The organism is Pseudoxanthomonas sp. CF385, assembly GCF_900104255.1.
Lineage (GTDB): Bacteria > Pseudomonadota > Gammaproteobacteria > Xanthomonadales > Xanthomonadaceae > Pseudoxanthomonas_A.
This window is the reverse complement of sequence record NZ_FNKZ01000001.1, coordinates 1,146,932-1,163,590: the sequence shown is the minus strand read 5'-3', so window position 1 is coordinate 1,163,590 and position 16,659 is coordinate 1,146,932. Positions and strand designations below refer to the sequence as shown.

Here is a 16,659-nt window from a genome sequence, read left to right as displayed (position 1 = left end):
CACATGTTCTAGTGTGTCTATTGTGCCGTCTCAACCCACCCTCAGGAGAATCCGCATGGCCAAGACGAAGTCCAAGCCGGCCAAGGCCCCGGCCGTCACCGCGCCCATCCCGTCGGCGCCGACCGCGCCCAACATCGATATCGGGATCAGCACCGGCGACCGCAAGAAGATCGCGGACGGCCTTTCGCGCTACCTGGCCGATGCGTACACGCTGTACCTGAAGACCCACAACTTCCATTGGAACGTGACCGGCGCGATGTTCAACTCGCTGCACAACATGTTCGAAGCCCAGTACACCGAGCAGTGGACCGCGCTGGACGAGGTCGCCGAGCGCATCCGTGCGCTGGGCTACAACGCGCCCGGCTCCTACCGCGAGTTCGTCAGCCTGACCTCGATCCCGGAAGAGCCCGGCCTGACCGACAGCGCCGACTGGCGCGAGATGGTCCGCCAGCTGACCGTCGGCAACGAAGCGGTCTGCCGCACCGCGCGCAGGGTGCTCAAGGTGGCCGACGACGCCGGCGACGACCCGTCCGTGGACCTGCTGACCCAGCGCCTGCAGACCCACGAGAAGTACGCCTGGATGCTGCGCTCGCTGCTACAGTAAGCCCGCCCGGCGGTGCCCTGGACGCCCGGCTTCGGCCGGGCGTCCGCGTTTCAGGTCAGTGATTTCCCACCCCGCCATGCGCCAGCGGCGCAGGGCCGCCGCCGCCCGCCGCGGTATCCTGTACGCATGTCGTCCCCCGCACTTGAAACGCTGCAGCGCGTCTTCGGTTACAGCGCCTTCCGTGGCCACCAGCAGGCCATCGTCGAACACCTCGCCGCCGGCCACGATGCCCTGGTCTTGATGCCCACGGGCGCCGGCAAGTCGCTGTGCTACCAGGTGCCCGCGCTGCTGCGCGAGGGCACCGGCATCGTCGTCTCGCCGCTGATCGCCCTGATGCAGGACCAGGTGGATGCGCTGCGCCAGTTGGGCGTGCGCGCGGCGTTCCTGAACTCCTCGCTGGCCGCCGACGAAGCCGCCCAGGTGGAACAGGCCCTGCTGCGCGGCGAACTCGACCTGCTGTACGTGGCGCCGGAACGACTGCTGACCGGCCGCTTCCTGTCGTTGCTGGACCGCAGCCGGATCGCCCTGTTCGCCATCGACGAAGCGCATTGCGTGTCGGCGTGGGGCCACGACTTCCGCCGCGAATACCTGGAACTGACCCTGCTGCACGAGCGCTGGCCGGACGTGCCGCGCATCGCCCTGACCGCGACCGCCGACCCGCCCACCCAGCGCGAGATCGCCGAGCGCCTGAACCTGGAGGAGGCGCAGCGCTTCGTCAGCTCCTTCGACCGCCCCAACATCCGCTACACCGTGGTGCAGAAGGACAACGCGCGGCAGCAGCTGCGCGACATGCTGCGCAAGCATCGCGGCGAGGCCGGCATCGTCTACTGCCTGTCGCGCAAGCGGGTCGAGCAGTTCGCCGACTACCTGGCGGAACAGGGCTTCAACGCCCTGCCCTACCACGCCGGGCTGGACGCCGAGGTGCGCGCGCGCAACCAGCGGCGCTTCCTCCGCGAGGACGGCATCGTCATGGTGGCGACCATCGCCTTCGGCATGGGCATCGACAAGCCCGACGTCCGCTTCGTCGCCCACGTGGACCTGCCCAAGTCGATGGAGGGCTACTACCAGGAAACCGGCCGTGCCGGTCGCGACGGGGAAGCGGCCGAGGCCTGGCTCTGCTACGGGTTGGGCGATGTCGTGCTGCTGAAGCAGATGATCGAACAGGGCGAGGCCGGCGAGGAACGCAAGCGCCTGGAACGCCGCAAGCTGGACCAGTTGCTGGGCTACTGCGAGTCCACCCAGTGCCGTCGGCAGGTGCTCCTGGCCGGCTTCGGCGAGGTGTATCCGCACGACTGCGGCAACTGCGACAACTGCCTGAGCCCGGCGGAGACCTGGGATGCGACCGAAGCCGCGCAGAAGGCGCTGAGCTGCGTGTACCGCAGCGGCCAGCGCTTCGGCGTGAACCACGTGATCGACGTCCTGCGCGGCAGCGAGAGCGAGCGCATCCGCCAGTGCGGCCACGAGCACCTGACCACGTACGGCATCGGCAAGGACCTGGACGCCACCACGTGGCGCAGCGTGTTCCGCCAGCTGGTGGCCTGCGGCTTGTTGGAAGTGGAGGCCGAATTCGGCAGCCTGCGCCTGACCGAGGGCAGCCGCGCGGTGCTGCGCGGCGAGCGCCGCCTGCAGTTGCGCAAGGAACAGCGCGAACGCCGCGAGCGCGACCGCACCCCGCGCAGCGGCGTGCCGGTGCAGGCCGCCGACCTGCCGCGCTTCCAGGCGCTGCGCGACCTGCGTGCGCAACTGGCACGCGAGCAGAACGTGCCGGCCTACGTCATCTTCCACGACAGCACGCTGCGCAACATCGCCGAGCAGCAGCCCACCACCCTGGCCGAACTGGCGCGTGTGGGCGGCATCGGCGGTGCCAAGCTGGAGCGCTACGGACAACGCGTGCTGGACATGCTGGGCGCCTCGCCCGAGTGAAGTTCTCGGTACGCGGGCGCGGGCATCAGCCGGCATTCAATCCGCGGCTGTTAGGTTGCCCTACAGGTCCGTCGTCCGGCGGGCCGCGCTTCCGGGATTCCCCATGAAGACCCTGCCCGTCGCCTTGCTGGCCCTGCTCACCATCGCCCCCGCATGGGCGCAGTCCAATGCCGAAGCGCTGGACCTCAGCCTGCCCCAGGCGGCCACCTACGCCAAGGATCCGCCGGGCACCTGGTATGGCGACACCCGGCCGGCCCGTCCCAAGAAGGACGCTGCATCCGCTGCCCCGGTCGATCCCTGCGTCTACTACGGCGATGACGATGGCGACGGCGTGTCGGGCAGCTTCACCACGGGCATCGGCTACAGCAAGGGCCACGGCCGCAGCACCTACAACGGCGTCAACCTCAACCTGTGCAAGACCACGTACAACGACGAAGGCAAGCCGCGTACATTCAACTTCAACATCAACGTCGACCAGTACGACGGCCCGGGCGGCTATTACGGTGGCCCGTATGGCGGCTACCCCGGCGGCCCGATGATGCGCGGCGCACCGCGCCCATGACCGGTCAGTCGCGCGTGGCGACGCGTGCGACCAGGGACACGGCCACCAGCAGCACGACCAGAAGTCCCAGCGCCGCCGCCAGCGAGGTGCCCTTGGCGATGAAGCCCAGCGCCGCCGGCCCCAACAGCACCCCTGCATAGCCCATCGTGGTGACCGCCGCGACCGCCAGATGCGTGGGCATGCCACGCTGGCGCCCCGCAGCCGAGAACATCACCGGCACCACATTCGCCGCGCCCGCGCCCACCAGGGCGAAGCCCGCGAGCCCGGCCAGCGGCGACGGCACGAAGATCGCCAGCGCGAACCCGGATGCCGCGACCAGCGCGCCGCACACGACAACACGGAACGCACCCAGCGCCTGCACGATGCGGTCGCCGGTCAGACGCCCGATCGTCATCGTCACCGCGAACGCGACGTAGCCGAAGCCGGCGGTCGCGGGATCGGCGTTGCGCATCGACGTGAGGAAGACGGCGCTCCAGTCCAGGACCGCGCCTTCGGAGAGGAACATCGCAAAGCACACGGCGCCGATCAGCAGCACGCGTCCGCGCGGCAGCACGAACGCCGGGTGGTCCCCGTCGCCGCCCTCGACCAGCAGTCCGCGGCGTGATGCCGCCAGCAGCAGCGCGGCGACGATCGCCATGCCGCCGATCGCCAGCAGCGGCGACGCGCCCAACGTCAACGCCCCCGCCACGCCGCCGGCACCGGCGATGCCGCCGACGCTGTACATGCCGTGGAAGCCGGACATCATCGCGCGGCCGCTGTCGCGCTCGACGATCACGGCCTGCACGTTCATCACCACGTCGAGCACACCCATGCTGGCGCCGAAGACGGCCAGCACCAGCGCGAGGACAGGAATGCTGGGCGCGAGCATCAGTGCCGGCATGCACAGGCAGATCGTCGCGCCCGCCACCAGGATCATGCGACGGCAACCGAAGCGTGCGGCCAACCCGCCTGCCAACGGCATCATCAGCACCGAGCCCACGCCCAGGCACAGCAGCATCAGGCCGAGTTGGCCGTCGTCCAGCGCGAGCTTGCGCTTGGCGAAGGGGATCAGCGGCGCCCAGGCCGAGATGGCGAAACCGCCGATGAAGAAGGCGATGCGGGTGGCGATGCGTTCGCGCGCGCCGAGGACCGGCGGCGCGGTTTCAAGCGCGGCCATGCGGCTCAGCGGGCCCGCAGTTCGAACGGCACCGCCTCGCCGGCCGCGCTGGACGGCGCCACCCACAGGTCGAAGAGACCGGGTTCGGCGACAGGTCGGTTGTCGACGCCATGGAATTCCAGGTCGGCGCGCGCCAGCGTGAACTCGACATCCTGCGATTCGCCGGCCGCGAGCGCGATCTTGCGGAAGCGCTTCAGCTCGCGCACCGGACGCACGCGGCTGGCGGTACGGTCGCGCAGGTACAGCTGCACGACTTCCTCGCCGTCGCGTGCACCGCTGTTGGTGATGCGCGTGCGGATCGTCAGGGTGTCGTCCCAGCCCAGCTGCGCGGCATCGAGCTGCGGCACGCCGTAGTCGAAGCGCGTGTACGTCAGGCCGTGGCCGAACGGATACAGCGCCGCATGGGTGACTTCGCGCCAGCGCGTCTGGAAGAAACGCGGCGTGCCCGGCACGTTGGGGCGGCCAGTGGCGGGATGGTTGTAGAAATACGGCTGCTGGCCGGCGTCCTGCGGAAAGCTCACCGGCAGGCGTGCGGACGGGTTGTAGTCGCCGAACACGACGTCGGCCACGGCCGGCCCGGTCTGCGTGCCGAGGAACCACGTGACCAGCAACGCCTGCGCATCGCGCACGGCGCCGTCCAGTGCCAGCGCGCGGCCGTTGCGCAGCACCACAACAACCGGTGTTCCGGTGGCGGCGACCGCCTCGGCCAGCGCCTGCTGCGCGGCGGGGATCACGATCTGCGTGCGCGACTGCGCCTCGCCGGAGAACTCATGCGGCTCGCCCAGCGCCAGCAGCACGACGTCGGCCGCGCGCGCGGCCGCGACGGCGGCGTCGATGCCACCCTCGATCGCGTCCTCGAAGCCGCTGCCCGGCACCACCACCAGCGAAGACGGGTCGTCCAGCGCTGCACGCAGGCCGGTTTCGAGATCCACCATGCGCGAGGCATCGCCGAAGATGTTCCAGCAGCCACCGAGGTTGGCGGTGTCCTGCGCGAACGGCCCGATCAGCGCGATGCGCTGGCCGGCCTTCTTCAGCGGCAGCACGTCGCCTTCGTTCTTCAGCAGGACGATGGAGCGGCGCGCGCAGTCGCGCGCCAGCGCATCGTGCGCCGGGAGGTGCGACTGGTCCGCTTCACGGGCGGCATCCAGGCAGCGGTACGGATCGTCGAACAGCCCAGCGGCCGCCTTGACGTGCAGCACGCGACGCACGGCCCCGTCGACCTCGGCCAGCGACAGCCGGCCCTGCTCGACCAGGGCAGCCACGTGATTGGCGTAGACGCCGCTCTGCAGGCTCATGTCCAGGCCGGCCGACAGGGCCTTCTGCGCAGCATCGGCCTCGTCGGCCGCATAGCCGTGGGCGATCAATTCCAGGTCCGAGGTGTAGTCGGAAACGACAAAACCCTTGAACTTCCACTCACCGCGCAGGATGTCGGTCAGCAGTTCGCGATTCGCCGAGGCCGGCACGCCGTTGATGTCGTTGAACGAACTCATCAGCGTCAGCGCGCCGGCGTCGAGCGCCGCCTTGAACGGCGGCAGGTGCACATCGCGCAGGGTCTGCGGCGCCATGTCCACGAAGTTGTAGTCCAGGCCGGCGGAGATCGCGCCGTAGGCGGCGAAATGCTTCGGCGTGGTCAGCAGCGAATCGGGCGCGGTCAGGTCGGCGCCTTGGAAGCCGCGCACGCGGGCGGCGGCGAATTCGCAGGACAGATGCACGTCTTCGCCGGAGGTTTCGGCCACGCGACCCCAGCGCTGGTCGCGCGCGATGTCCACCATCGGCGCGAACGTCCAGTGGATGCCGGCGGCCGTGGCCTCCTTCGCGGTGGCACGCGCGGTGCGCTCGGCGAGGTCGGGTTCGAAGCTGGCGGCTTCGCCCAGCGGAATCGGGAACACCGTGCGCATGCCGTGGATGACGTCCGCGCCGAGCAGCAGCGGAATGCCCAGGCGGCTTTCCTCCACCGCGATGCGCTGCGCCTCGCGGCCTTCCGCCGCGCCCACGCCGTTGAACAGCGCGCCGACGCGACCGGCGCGGATCTGCTGGCGGACCTGCTCGGCATCGCGCGCGAAGGTCTCCGGATTGACCTCGAAGGCGAACGGCCGCAGCGCATCGGCGAAGGCGCCGAGCTGGCCGATCTTCTCCTCCAGCGTCATCTCGGCGATCAGTCCCTCGATCCTGCGCTGATGCGGCATGTAAGCGGTCCTCCCGGGAACGCGGGTGTTACGGGGAAGCCATTATGAAAACGTTTACAGTCACGGTCAAACCCGCCGCCGGGACCCGGAATGCCGGCCCCGGCGCGGTCGCCGCGGACCTCATCCGGCCATGCCGGCATGGCGCAGGAGCGCGTCGATGCGGGGCGCACGACCGCGGAAGGCCCGGAAATTCTCGGCCGCGCCACGGCTGCCGCCCCGGGCCAGGATTTCGTGGCGGAACCGCGCGCCGGTCTCGGCCACCTTGTCGGGCGCCTCCTCGAAGGCCTCGTAGGCATCCGCGCTGAGCACCTCGGCCCACTTGTAGCTGTAGTAACCGGCCCCGTAGCCGCCCGCGAAGATGTGGCTGAACTGGTGGGGGAAGCGGTTCCACTCGGGCGGCAGGTTCACCGCCACCTCGGCGCGTACGCGGTCCAGCAGCGCGAGCACCGTGTCGCCGGCGGCGTCGAAGCCGCTGTGCAGCTGCATGTCGAACAGACCGAACTCCAGCTGCCGGACCGTCGCCATGCCGCTCTGGAAGTTCTTCGCCGCGACCATCTTGTCGAACAGCGCGCGCGGCAGCGGCTCGCCGCTGTCCACGTGCGCGGTCATCGCCTGCACGCGCGCCCACTCCCAGCAGAAGTTCTCCATGAACTGGCTGGGCAGTTCCACCGCATCCCACTCGACCCCATTGATGCCGGCCACACCGAGTTCGCCGACCTGGGTGAGCAGCTGGTGCAGGCCGTGGCCCATCTCGTGGAACAGCGTGGTGACGTCGTTGTGGCTGAAGGTGGCCGGCTTGCCATCCACGCCCTTGCCGAAGTTGCAGACCAGGTAGACCAGCGGCGTCTGCGCGCCGCGCGCCGTCGCGCGGCGGTTGCGGCAATCGTCCATCCACGCACCACCGCGCTTGCCTTCGCGCGCGTACAGGTCGAGATAGAACTGGCCGACGAGGGCCCCTTCGCCATCCACCAGCCGGTAGAAGCGCACATCGGGGTGCCAGGTCGGCGCAGTGTCCTGCTCAACCCGCAGGCCATACAGATCGCCGATGACGCCGAACAGGCCAGCCAGCACCGCCGGCTCGGTGAAATACTGCTTCACCTCCAGCGCGGAGAAGCTGTAGCGCGCCTGCTTGAGCTTCTCGCTCGCATAGGCCAGGTCCCAGGCTTCGACGGCCTCGAGGCCCAGATGCTCGTGCGCGAAGGCTTCCAGCTCGGCGCGGTCGCGCTGCGCATGCGGCTTCGCGCGTGCGGCCAGGTCACGGAGGAAATGCAGGACCTCATCCGGCGTGTCGGCCATCTTGGTCGCCAGCGAATACGCCGCGTAGCTGGGGAAACCCAACAGCGCCGCGAGTTCACCGCGCAGCGCGAGGATGCGGTCGATCAGCGTGGAGTTGTCGAGCGCTTCGTTGTCGGCCAGTTCGGACGCGCGCACCGCGTTGGCGTGGTACAGCGTCTCGCGCAACGCGCGGTCGTCGGCGTACGTCTGCACCGGCAGGTAGCACGGCATCTGCAGGGTGAACTTCCAGCCCGGCTCATCGTCGGCCTTGGCCGCGGCGCGCGCGGCGGACACCACGTCGGCCGGCAAGCCGCCGAGATGTTGTTTGTCCTTGATCCAGAATTCGTACTCGTCGGTGGCATCGAGCACGTTCTGGGAGAATTTCGCCGACAGGCTCGCGAGTTCCTCTTTCACTTCGCCGAAGCGCACCTTCTGCGCCTCCGGCAGTTCCGCGCCGCCGAGGCGGAAATCGCGCAGCGCATTCTCCAGCACCTTGCGGCGCGCATCGTCGTACTGCGCGGCCTCGGGCGCATCGGACAGCGCGCGGTACTGGCGATACAGCGCCAGATTCTGCCCCACCGCGCTCCAGAAGCGCGTCACCTTCGGCAGCAGCGCGTTGTAGGCGCCACGCAGCGCCGGCGTGTTCACCACGGCCTCCAAGTGGGTCACCTGGTTCCACGCACGCGCCAGGCGCTCGGTGGCGTCATCGAGCGGCACGACGAAGCTGTCCCATGCCACCGGTGTGACGGCTTCGGCGGCCGCGACGGCGGCCTCCGCCTCGGCCAGCAACTCGTCGATGGCCGGCGCGATGTGCTCGGCGCGGATCTCGTCGAAACGCGGCAGGCCGGAGAAGTCGAGCAAGGGATTGGTCATGGAAACACCTGGGAAAAGTTGTTCGAGCGAGGGCGCGGGGACGGGGAACGTCGCGACACGGGGCAGCCCACCCTGCACCTCGATATGGGGGCGCCGGAAGCGCCCGCAAAGGCCGGCCGCGCATTCTAGCGGGCGGTAGCACAGCGGGGGGCGGCCGAGACCCCGCCAGACGGACGACCCATCACGCCCTGGATATGGCATATAACCCGCTCCCGGCATCCCGCCGCCAGGCAACGGCACCATGGAGATCACGCGCGCAACGCCTGCCGATCTGCTCCAGACCGTGGATCGGCTGACCCTCGCTTTCGCCCACGACCCGATCACCGGCTTCTTGCTGCAGGACGGACCCGCATACCGGGAACGCCTCGCGCGATTCTTCTCGCTGCTGATGCGGGCGCGCATCGCGCTCGGGATGCCCGTGCTGGTGGCGCGCGACGGCGCCGAGATCCACGGCATGGTGATGGGCAACGTCCCGTCGCCGCCGGCATGGCCCGACGACATTGCCCACGAGTGGGAGGACTTCGAGCGGGCCGTCCCCGGCATGGTCGATCGGCTGGCGATCTACGAAGGGCTCGCGGCGAAGTTTGCGCCCGCCGTGCCGCACTACTACCTGGGTGTCATCGGGGTCGATCCGGCCAAGCATGGCCATGGCATCGGCATGCGCCTGATAAAGACGTTCTGCGACCTGTCCGCCGCGGATGGCCTTTCCCATGGCGTGTATCTGGAGACCGGGGAGCCGTCGAACGTGCGGTTCTACGAACGCGCCGGCTTCGTCGAAGCCGGGCGTGGGACGATGGGATCGGCGACGCTGTGGTGCATGTACCTGCCCCACGCGCGCGATGACGAGTGAGTTACCCAATGACGTGATTCGTGGACAACGGATGTTTGGTGGGCCGTGAAGGATTCGAACCTTCGACCAAAAGATTAAAAGTCTTCTGCTCTACCGACTGAGCTAACGGCCCGGAAACAACACCCGGCCTTGCACCGGGAGCGGCATTCTACCCCATCGACCGGAACGGCGCGAAACCGGCGCGGCTCACGCGTAGTGCGTGGGGTCCGGCACGCCGGCGTCGGCGAAGCCCGCCGCGCGCAGGCGGCACGCGTCGCAATGGCCGCAGGCGCGGCCCTGGTCGTCGGCCCGGTAGCAGGACACGGTCTGCGCGAAGTCCACGCCCAGGCGCAGGCCTTCGCGCACGATGTCGGCCTTGCTCAGGCGGAGCAGCGGTGCATGGATGCGCAGCCCCGCGCCTTCCACGCCCGCTTTGGTGGCGAGGTTGGCGAGCTTCTCGAAGGCTTCGATGAATTCCGGACGGCAATCCGGATAGCCGGAATAGTCCACCGCGTTGACGCCGCAGAAGATGTCGTTGGCGCCCAGCACCTCGGCCCAGCCCAGCGCGACGGACAGCATGATGGTATTGCGTGCCGGCACGTAGGTGACGGGAATGCCGGGGCCGCCCGCGTCGGGCACGTCGATGTCATCGGTCAGCGCGGAGCCGCCGATGCTGCGCAGGTCCACGTGCACGGTCTTGTGGGCGACGGCGCCCAGCGACGCCGCCACGCGCGCGGCCGCATCGAGTTCGGAGGTGTGCCGCTGGCCATAGCGCACGCTGAGCGCATGCACGGCGAAACCCTGCTCGCGGGCGATCGCGACGACGGCGGCGGAGTCCATGCCTCCGGACAACAGGACGACGGCATTCTTCATGGGGCGGTGCTTCGTGGGGTGAGGGGTAGGCTATCGCAGGCGCGGCTTCAGCGCCCCGGCTCGTCGTTCCACAGCAGCTTGTGCAGCTGCATCTGGAAACGCACGGGCAGCCGGTCGGCGACGATCCAGTCGGCGAGATCGCGCGGATCGAGTTCGCTCTTGCTCGGCGAGAACAACACGTCGCAACGCTCGGCCAGGCCGTGTTCGGCCAGCATGCCGCGCGCCCATTCGTAGTCCTCGCGGCCGCACAGCACGAACTTCACCTGGTCGCGCGCGGTCAGCAGCGGCAGGTTCTCCAGCCGGTTGCGCGCCATTTCCTTCGAACCGGGCGTCTTCAGATCGACCACGCGCGACACGCGCGGATCCACGCCAGCGATGTCGATCGCGCCCGAGGTCTCCAGCGAGACGTCGTAGCCGGCGTCGCAGAGCTTCTGCAGCAGCAGCAGGCAACGCTTCTGCGACAGCGGCTCGCCGCCGGTCACGCAGACGTGGCGCACGCCCTGGCGCGCGACTTCGGCCACGATGTCGTCGATCTCCCACCACTGCCCGCCATGGAAGGCATAGGCCGTGTCGCAGTACTGGCAGCGCAGCGGGCAGCCGGTGAGGCGCACGAACACCGTCGGCCAGCCGACCGCGTTCGCCTCTCCCTGCAGGGACAGGAAGATTTCGGTGATCTTGAGGCGTTCCAGCGGGGACTGGACGATCTCGCTCGGGCGGGCGTCGTCGTTCATGGGGTGCGCATGATACGCCCTGTCGGCCCGGCAGCCCGCGGGGGCGCCGGACGCGGCCGGGTCAGCGCAGGCGGCCGAGCTGGATCGCGCGCAGGCGGTCGTCGGCGGTACGGGCGACGTCGGTGCCCGGGTACTTGGCCATGACCTCGCCCAGGGTGCGCTCAGCTTCGGGCAGCTTGCCCAGGCCGTAGTCGCACAGGCCCAGCTTCAGCAATGCGCCGGGGGCCTTGTCGTGGGTCGGGTACTGCGCCAGCAGCGCGCGGAACTGGTCCGCGGCCAGCGCGTAGTTCTGGGTGACGTAATAGCTCTCGCCCAGCCAGTACAGCGCGTTGGGCGCGTAGACACCGGACGGGTAGAGCTGCAGGAAACTGGTGAACAGCTGCGCGGCATCGGCGTAGTCGCCGGCCTTGAGCTTGTCGAATGCCACGTTGTAGGCCGTGCGCTCGTCGCCGGTCGCCGACATCGCGCCCATGTCGCCATGCACGCTGGGCGGCCGTTCGGCGGTGGCGGCAGCCGGGGCCGGCACGGTGGCCGGCCTGGTCGTCGGGGCACTGCTCAGCGGCGGGGTCACAGCAGGCGCAGGTGCGGTGGGTGCAGCACCGCCTTCCAGGCGATTCAGGCGACCATCCAGATCCAGGTACTGGTCGCGGTTGCGCTGCTTGAGCTGCTCGTTCTCGTTCTGCAGCTGCTCCAGCTGCGCACGCAGTTCCCGCAGCTCGCTTTCCTGCTGCGCGACCTTGTTGAGCAGGTCGAGGTTCTGCTGGGGGTTGTTGGCCTTCGTTTCCAGCGCCGCGACGCGGTCAGCCAGGCTCACGCGCTGCGCGTGGGCGGGTGCGGCGGCCACGAGGGCCGCCGCGAGAACCAGCATGTACGTCTTCGCGATCATCGTGACGACGACGGCTTACTTCGCCGTGTACACGATCTCGACGCGACGGTTCTGCGACCAGCAGGACTCGCTGGAATCGGTGCAGACCGGGCGCTCTTCGCCGTAGCTGACCACGGTCAGCTGGCTGGCCGAACCACCGGCGGCCTGCAGGGCCGAGTTCACGGCATTGCCGCGGCGCTCGCCCAGACCCAAGTTGTACTCGCGGCTGCCGCGCTCGTCGGCGTGGCCTTCCAGCGAGATGCGCGAGGACGGACGGTCGCGCAGGTACTTGGCGTGGCAACCCATGATGGCCTGGAACTCCGGCTTCAGGGCGTCCTGGTCGAGGTCGAAGTACACCACGCGCTGACGCAGGCAGGCATCGGTATCGAGGTCGCCGGGGCCGTACACGCCCGAGGCGGTCGGCGTGGTCGGGGTGGTCGGCGTCGTGGTGGTGGTATCGGCCGGCGGAGTCGGCTTGACGTCCTTCTTACAGCCGGCCAGCACAGCGACCGACATCAGGGACAGCATCAGAACACGGGTGGTGTTGTTCATGGTCATTCCTTGCGTCGTTTGAACAGGGGGATCAGGGGTTCGATATTGTAGACATAAACTTAACGCGCGGTGCGATAAGGCGACCACGCCGGCTCGCGGACGTCGGCATTGGCCACGACCAGACGCTGGCGTACGCGCGCATCGGCGGAGACCGCGTACAACACGCCACGTCCGCCCTCGCGCGCCGCATAGAGCACCATGCTGGCGTTCGGGGCGAAGCTCGGCGATTCGTCCAGCGAGCCCGGCGACAGCGACGACCAGCGCGCGCCACCCAGGCTGCTGTCCATCAGGGCGATGCGGTAGTTGTTGCCCGCGCCCTGCACCACCGCGATCTTCTTGCCGTCGAAGGAGACGCTGGCGGTGGCGTTGTACGTGCCTTCGAACGTCACCCGGCTGGCGCTGCCGCCTGCCGAAGAAACGCGGTAGATCTGCGGGCGGCCACCGCGGTCGGAGGTGAAGTAGAGGGTGCTGCCGTCCGCGCTCCAGACCGGCTCGGTGTCGATCGCGGAGGTGTTGGTCAGCTGGCGCAGCGAGCGGCTGCCCAGGTCCATCACGTAGATCTCGGGGTTGCCGCTGCGCGACAGGGTGAGCGCCAGCTGGCGTCCATCCGGCGAGAACGACGGCGCGCCGTTGATGCCGCGGAAGCTGGCGACCTTTTCGCGCGCGCCGGTAGAGATGTCCTGGATGTAGATCGCCGAGTTGCCGCCTTCGAAGCTGACGTAGGCCAGCCTGCGGCCATCGGGGCTCCACGACGGCGACAGCAGCGGCTCGGCCGAGCGCACCACGGTCTGCGGGTTGTAGCCATCCGAATCGGCCACCATCAGCGCATAGCGCGTCGCCTTGCCGGTACCGGCGGCGGTCACGTACGCGATGCGGGTCCAGAAGGCGCCGCGCACGCCGAGGATCTTCTCGTAGATGGCATCGGCCATCTGGTGGGCGACGTCACGCATGGCGTTGGCGCGCGCCGTCATCGCCAGGCCGAGCATGCGCTCCTGCTTGGCGACGTCGAACAGCTCGTATTCCACCCGATAGCTGCCGTCGCCGGCATCGGCCACGCGACCGACGACGATGTAGTCCTGGCGCAGGGCGCGCCAGGTCGGGTACTGGATCTCACCGCCGCGCGTGGGGCGCTCGGTGACGCTGGCTTCCGGCAGCGTGCGGAACGCGCCCGAACGCTCCAGATCGGAGCGCACCACGTCGGCGACGTCGGTGGGCGGCGCTGCGGCCGACCCCTGGTACGGCATCGGCACGACCGTGATGGGCAATGCGGAGGCGTTGCCGCCAATGATGTCGATCTCCAGACCCTGCTGCTGGGCGGACGCCAGGGCGGGGAGGAGCGTGAAGAGAACGAGGGCGAACCAGCGCAGCGATTTCATCATGGGCACGGCAACTCTGCGGTTGGGCGGGGCGGGAAAGGGATACCAGCCCCCGCGTGAACGTTTTAACAATTGTGAACGAGAGGCGCCGAAACGCCGCGTGAAGTCAGCGGTCCCGGGCCTCGAAGTTCAGCGTCAGGGTCCGGGCGAACACCGATTCGTAACCCCGGTACGGCAGCGGCTGGGCCTTCAGGACCGCGCGCTCGACCGAATCCTGTCCCGCGGCATCCATGGCGCACCCTGACTGGACCTCGGCGCTCACCACCTCGCCGCCGGGCAGCTGGCGGATCACGACCTTGCAGCGGGTCCCCACCGGCACGGATTCGGGCCGGGTCCACTGGCGCAGGACGGCCTCCTGGATCGCTGCGGCATAGCGACCGCGCAGGTCTTCATCCGTGCCGTTGTTACCTGCCGGGCCGCCGGTTGCCGCCGGTGCGGGCGCCGCGGCGCCCGCCGCCTGTCGCGCGCGCGCATCGGCCAGCTGGCGCAGTTTCTGTTCGGCCAACTGGGCCTCGCGCGCGGCCTGCGCACGCTGACGGCGGATGTCCTCGATCTTCTTCTGACGTTCGGCCTCGGCCTTCTGTTGCGCCTCGGTGGCGACGCGCTTCTGCCGGTCCTCTTCCTGCTGGGCGGCCAGGCGGCGCTGCTGCTCGGCCTGCTCCTGGCGCTTGCGTTCGGTCAGGTCGATCTGCTCCTGCCGGCGCTTGGCTTCCTGCTCCTGTCGCGCCTTCTCCTGCGAGATCGCATCTAGGCGCGCTTCGTCCTGCTCGGTCGTATCGGGCACCGGGATACGTTCCTGCGCATCGGCCTGGCGCTCGACCGGCGCGTCCTGCGGCGCCGGCTCGGGAATCGGCTGCGGCGGGGGCACCGTGTCCTCGGGCGCCGGTTCATCCACCGGCTCGGGCATTGGGGCAGGCGTGAAGTCCAGCGCGCGTTCGACGGCTCGCTGGTCGGCCGCGGAGGCGTCCAGCGTGGCTTCCATCGTCGGCGCACCGGCGGCGTTGAGGCGGTCGCGATCCCAGGTGAGCAGCGGCGACACGATCAGCAGCACGGCGAGCAGGAGGTGCAGGCCGACCGCCCAGGCGACCGCCCTGCCCAGCCCTTCGTCGCGTTGGGCCGGATGGCGCGGGGCGACGTCAGCGTGCATTGCCACCCGCGTTGGTCATCAGGCTGACGTTGCTGACCTTGGCGCGACGGAGCACGTCCATCGCGTCGAGCACCTTCTGGTAAGGCGCCGATCCCTCGGCGGCCACCATGATGCGCAGCTCGTTGCCCTGCTCGCCCCGGATCGCGGCCACCTTGGCCTCCAGCCCGGCGGCGTCCAGCACCTCCGGTTGCTTGGCTTCCGGCAGCTTCAGGCCGAAGCGGCCGTCCGGATAGGCGATGACGATGATCGGCTCGTTGCGCGTCTCGACCGCTTTCGCGTTCGAGGACGGCAGCTTGACGTCGACGCTGAGCGTCAGCAGCGGCGCGGTGACCATGAAGATGATCAGCAGCACGAGCATCACGTCGATGTACGGCACGACGTTGATCTCGGACTTCAGCTTGCGGCGCTTGCGGTGGAAGATGCTTCCGGCCATGGGGAGCTCCGCTTACTCGCCCGAGTTCTGGCGCTGCAGGATCGAGCTGAATTCCTCGGCGAAGCTCTCGTAGCGCACCGACAGGCGCTCGACGCGCGTGGTGAAGCGGTTGTAGGCCCACACCGCCGGGATCGCCACGAACAGGCCGATCGCGGTCGCGAACAGCGCTTCGGAGATACCCGGTGCAACGGCAGCGATGCCTGCCTGCTCGCCGCTGTTGAGCATGTCGTGCATGGTCACCATGATGCCGAACACGGTACCGACCAGGCCGACGTACGGCGCGGTGGAGCCGATGTTGGCCAGCAGTTCCAGGTTGCGCTCCAGCTGGTCGACCTCGCGCGTGTAGGTCACGCGCATCGCGCGCTGCGCGCCTTCCAGCTGCGCACGCCCGTCCAGGCCGCGTTTGTCGCGCAGGCGGGTGAATTCGCGGAAGCCCGCTTCGAAGATCGCCTCCAGGCCGGTGACCACGCGGTTGCGGTCGGCGGCGCCGGCATAGAGCTTGTGCAGTTCGGCACCGGACCAGAACCGGCCTTCGAACTCGTCCGCATCGCGGTTGGCGGTCTTGAACACCCGCGCCTTGCGGAAAATGATGATCCAGCTGATCAGCGAACCGGCCAGCAGCAGCAGCACGATCAGCTTGACCGGCAGGCTGGCCTTGAGCATCAGGTCGATGTAGTTGATCCCGCTATGCACGGTCTCGGCCGTCGCCTGGGCGGCGGCGGCGGCGGTTTCCGGCGGCAGCGCCTCCACCACGGTGTCCTGGAAGGCCAGCAGTGTTGCGATCATCCGTCGTTCCTCTGATTCTCGTGTTGTCTTGCGTTTCGGTTAAAGCGGCTGGCCCGGGGTCTCGAGCCGGCGGAACTCTTCGTACAACGTGTCGGGGAGCGCAACGGGTCTGAACCCGGATGCGCTCAGCGCCGCGACCTTGACCTCGGCGGTGAGCAACCGCTCACCGTCGCGCTCGATCGTCTGGGCGAACACCACGCTGGCCCGCTTGCACTGGTGGATGCGCGCGGTCACCTGCAGCAGGTCGTCCAACCGTGCGGGGCGCAGGAAATCCAGGCGCATCGCACGGACGGCGAACACCAGGTCGTGGGTCTGGCGCAGTTGTTCCTGGTGATGCCCGCGGGCCCGCAACCATTCGGTACGGGTGCGTTCCAGGAAGGCGACGTACTGCGCGTGGTAGACCACGCCACCGGCGTCGGTATCTTCCCAATAGACGCGTGTCGGAAAGATGAACGGGGCCGCATCCGCGGCGATCATCGGGGAATCCG

16 protein-coding genes and 1 tRNA gene are annotated in these 16,659 nt (G+C 68.9%); 4 read left to right on the top strand and 13 right to left on the bottom strand.

The genetic code is table 11. The features are described from left to right. The first annotated feature begins 55 nt into the window (after positions 1–55). The 3 genes from BLT45_RS05125 to BLT45_RS05115 all read left to right on the top strand — a co-directional run bounded on the left by BLT45_RS05125 (position 56) and on the right by BLT45_RS05115 (position 3,089). On the top strand, positions 56–604 hold the full coding sequence (locus tag BLT45_RS05125) for a Dps family protein (RefSeq protein ID WP_093295991.1): 549 nt from the start codon (positions 56–58) through the stop codon (positions 602–604). Positions 605–730: 126 nt separating this feature from the next. Beyond that, the gene (gene recQ / locus BLT45_RS05120) at positions 731–2,527 is read left to right on the top strand and encodes a DNA helicase RecQ (RefSeq protein ID WP_093295988.1); all 1,797 of its coding nucleotides are present in this window, start codon (positions 731–733) and stop codon (positions 2,525–2,527) included. A 103-nt stretch (positions 2,528–2,630) separates the two neighbouring features. Next, positions 2,631–3,089 carry a hypothetical protein gene (locus BLT45_RS05115; protein ID WP_093295985.1) on the top strand — a complete coding sequence of 153 codons (459 nt, stop codon included), beginning with the start codon at positions 2,631–2,633 and terminating at the stop codon, positions 3,087–3,089. A 4-nt stretch (positions 3,090–3,093) separates the two neighbouring features. Here BLT45_RS05115 and BLT45_RS05110 read toward each other — a convergent pair whose 3' ends face one another. The 3 genes from BLT45_RS05110 to BLT45_RS05100 all read right to left on the bottom strand — a co-directional run bounded on the left by BLT45_RS05110 (position 3,094) and on the right by BLT45_RS05100 (position 8,579). Further along, entirely contained in the window at positions 3,094–4,245 is a 1,152-nt protein-coding gene (locus BLT45_RS05110) for an MFS transporter (protein WP_093295982.1), read from the bottom strand. Positions 4,246–4,250: 5 nt separating this feature from the next. Then, positions 4,251–6,431, bottom strand: coding sequence for a beta-glucosidase BglX (gene bglX, locus BLT45_RS05105; RefSeq protein ID WP_093295979.1), 2,181 nt, complete (start codon positions 6,429–6,431; stop codon positions 4,251–4,253). 120 nt (positions 6,432–6,551) lie between these two features. Continuing rightward, positions 6,552–8,579, bottom strand: a complete 2,028-nt coding sequence (locus BLT45_RS05100) for a M3 family metallopeptidase (protein ID WP_093295976.1) — start codon at positions 8,577–8,579, stop codon at positions 6,552–6,554. A gap of 241 nt (positions 8,580–8,820) precedes the next feature. Here BLT45_RS05100 and BLT45_RS05095 point away from each other — a divergent pair, with 241 nt between their 5' ends. Then, the gene (locus BLT45_RS05095) at positions 8,821–9,429 is read left to right on the top strand and encodes a GNAT family N-acetyltransferase (RefSeq protein ID WP_093295973.1); all 609 of its coding nucleotides are present in this window, start codon (positions 8,821–8,823) and stop codon (positions 9,427–9,429) included. A gap of 36 nt (positions 9,430–9,465) precedes the next feature. Here the strand turns inward: BLT45_RS05095 and BLT45_RS05090 are convergent. The 10 genes from BLT45_RS05090 to ybgC form a co-directional block, all read right to left on the bottom strand. Then, a tRNA-Lys gene (locus BLT45_RS05090) sits at positions 9,466–9,541 on the bottom strand. Between the two features lie 74 nt (positions 9,542–9,615). Then, positions 9,616–10,281, bottom strand: coding sequence for a 7-cyano-7-deazaguanine synthase QueC (gene queC, locus BLT45_RS05085; RefSeq protein ID WP_093295971.1), 666 nt, complete (start codon positions 10,279–10,281; stop codon positions 9,616–9,618). A 47-nt stretch (positions 10,282–10,328) separates the two neighbouring features. Beyond that, positions 10,329–11,012: a 7-carboxy-7-deazaguanine synthase QueE gene (queE, locus tag BLT45_RS05080; protein WP_093295967.1), complete on the bottom strand. Its 684-nt coding sequence runs from the start codon at positions 11,010–11,012 to the stop codon at positions 10,329–10,331. A gap of 61 nt (positions 11,013–11,073) precedes the next feature. After that, entirely contained in the window at positions 11,074–11,880 is an 807-nt protein-coding gene (ybgF, locus tag BLT45_RS05075) for a tol-pal system protein YbgF (RefSeq protein WP_093298559.1), read from the bottom strand. Positions 11,881–11,913: 33 nt separating this feature from the next. Next, the gene (gene pal, locus BLT45_RS05070) at positions 11,914–12,429 is read right to left on the bottom strand and encodes a peptidoglycan-associated lipoprotein Pal (RefSeq protein ID WP_093298556.1); all 516 of its coding nucleotides are present in this window, start codon (positions 12,427–12,429) and stop codon (positions 11,914–11,916) included. A 59-nt stretch (positions 12,430–12,488) separates the two neighbouring features. Then, positions 12,489–13,808, bottom strand: coding sequence for a Tol-Pal system beta propeller repeat protein TolB (gene tolB / locus BLT45_RS05065; RefSeq protein WP_093295964.1), 1,320 nt, complete (start codon positions 13,806–13,808; stop codon positions 12,489–12,491). A 103-nt stretch (positions 13,809–13,911) separates the two neighbouring features. Next, on the bottom strand, positions 13,912–14,952 hold the full coding sequence (tolA, locus tag BLT45_RS05060) for a cell envelope integrity protein TolA (protein ID WP_093295961.1): 1,041 nt from the start codon (positions 14,950–14,952) through the stop codon (positions 13,912–13,914). After that, positions 14,942–15,385, bottom strand: coding sequence for an ExbD/TolR family protein (locus BLT45_RS05055; protein WP_093295958.1), 444 nt, complete (start codon positions 15,383–15,385; stop codon positions 14,942–14,944). The genes tolA and BLT45_RS05055 overlap by 11 nt, the downstream gene beginning before the upstream one ends. A 12-nt stretch (positions 15,386–15,397) precedes the next feature. Next, positions 15,398–16,171 (bottom strand): protein TolQ, encoded by a 774-nt coding sequence (gene tolQ, locus BLT45_RS05050; RefSeq protein WP_056879662.1) that lies wholly within the window; start codon positions 16,169–16,171, stop codon positions 15,398–15,400. A gap of 39 nt (positions 16,172–16,210) precedes the next feature. Then, the gene (gene ybgC / locus BLT45_RS05045; RefSeq protein WP_093295955.1) at positions 16,211–16,648 is read right to left on the bottom strand and encodes a tol-pal system-associated acyl-CoA thioesterase; all 438 of its coding nucleotides are present in this window, start codon (positions 16,646–16,648) and stop codon (positions 16,211–16,213) included. Between the last annotated feature and the right edge of the window lie 11 nt (positions 16,649–16,659).